Below are 1,282 nucleotides of genomic sequence, written 5' to 3'. Positions count from 1 at the left end.
TCACGACGGACACCCTTGCCTCTGGCTGTGAGCTTGGCACTACCTCCTGCTCATCGGGACTTTCACCCTATAGAAATCGCCCATGCCGGGCACACGACCGAGAATGACGCCCCCGAAAATGGCGGCGGCAAGCCTCGGGAGCGTCCCGTAGGCGTAGTAGTAGGCGTCAAAGCTCTCGGCCTTCGCCGGATGAAGAAGAAGGTCGAGGCAGTCCGTGAAGGAAAGCGGATTCTCGATCGTGAGCGGGAGCGCAATCCCGACGGCAAAGAGAATGCCGAGGATGGCGATGAGCGCGCCCGCGGATTTGAATCCCAATGAAGATTGCTGCGTCATTGCCCGGCTCCCGGAGCAAGGGTGAGGAGCGCATCCGTGATGCGCCTGGCCGTCACGAGAATCGAAGGCGCCCCGCCGTGACTCCAGTAGGGCTCCGCTGCGGCAACATGCCCTTTTCTCGCAAAGGGCGTTGCGCACCAGAGAATGGAATTGAGGACCTTCTTTTCCATCGCGAAGGGGCGGATGTAGACCACGTATGCGTCCGTATAGTCCTTCAAATCGCGAATCCGCACCTGCGTGAGTCCGTAGCTCGCATTAGGCAGCTGAAGCGGCTGCCGGATGCCCATTTTCTTCAGCGCATAGTCGCAGATCGAATTGGGCGTATAGACAAAGAGCGTCGTGAGGCTCGAAAAGCGGATTACCTGCACTTCGGGCGCCGTCCCGAAAGCGCGCTTCACTTTGTCCCGGAGCTCAGCGAGCCCAGCTTCGATCCGGGCGATCTCCGCCTCTGCCCGGTCTTCCGCGCGAAAGAGCCTGCCGAGCTCGCGAAACTGCGCGATCGCGGTTTCGGCTTCGCCTTCAGCGCTCTCGGCCCTGTAGTTTTCAAAGAGAAGAACCGGCGCAATGCCCTTCAGCTGCGGGAGAAGATCCTCCTGCGTGGGTCCGATCAGAATGAGGTCGGGCTTCAATTCCGCGATCCGCTCGAGATTGGGCTCAGCTCGCGTCCCCACGTCGACGATCCCGTCGGGGAGCGCGGGCTCCCTCACCCATTCGGCCCAGGACGCGATGTCTGCGGCGCCGGCCGGGCGGATCCCGAGACCCACGAGGTTCTCAAGGATGTCCCACTGGAGCGCCACGACGCGCTGAGGAACCTGCGTGAATTCATGAACGCCGCGGGAGTCGCGGATGGTGATTATTAACAAAGGTATTTAATAGTTGACGGATGGTGCTGTGTGGCGCTTGGGGTCAGGCCGCCTGTGCATAGAGGGTACTCTCATTCGTAAAACAG

Annotated in this window: 2 protein-coding genes; both read right to left on the bottom strand. The window is 60.8% G+C overall.

Annotated features, from left to right (window positions below):
- Positions 1-39 precede the first annotated feature (39 nt).
- The gene (locus tag GBM95_RS11750) at positions 40-333 is read right to left on the bottom strand and encodes a hypothetical protein (protein ID WP_152159259.1); all 294 of its coding nucleotides are present in this window, start codon (positions 331-333) and stop codon (positions 40-42) included.
- Positions 330-1,196, bottom strand: a complete 867-nt coding sequence (locus GBM95_RS11745) for an iron-siderophore ABC transporter substrate-binding protein (RefSeq protein WP_226963316.1) — start codon at positions 1,194-1,196, stop codon at positions 330-332. Before GBM95_RS11745 ends, GBM95_RS11750 begins: the two co-directional genes overlap by 4 nt.
- Positions 1,197-1,282: the final 86 nt, after the last annotated feature.

The organism is Sutterella seckii (assembly GCF_009183815.1).
Taxonomy (GTDB): Bacteria; Pseudomonadota; Gammaproteobacteria; order Burkholderiales; family Burkholderiaceae_F; genus Sutterella; species Sutterella seckii.
This window is presented reverse-complemented; position numbering and strand designations above follow the sequence as displayed.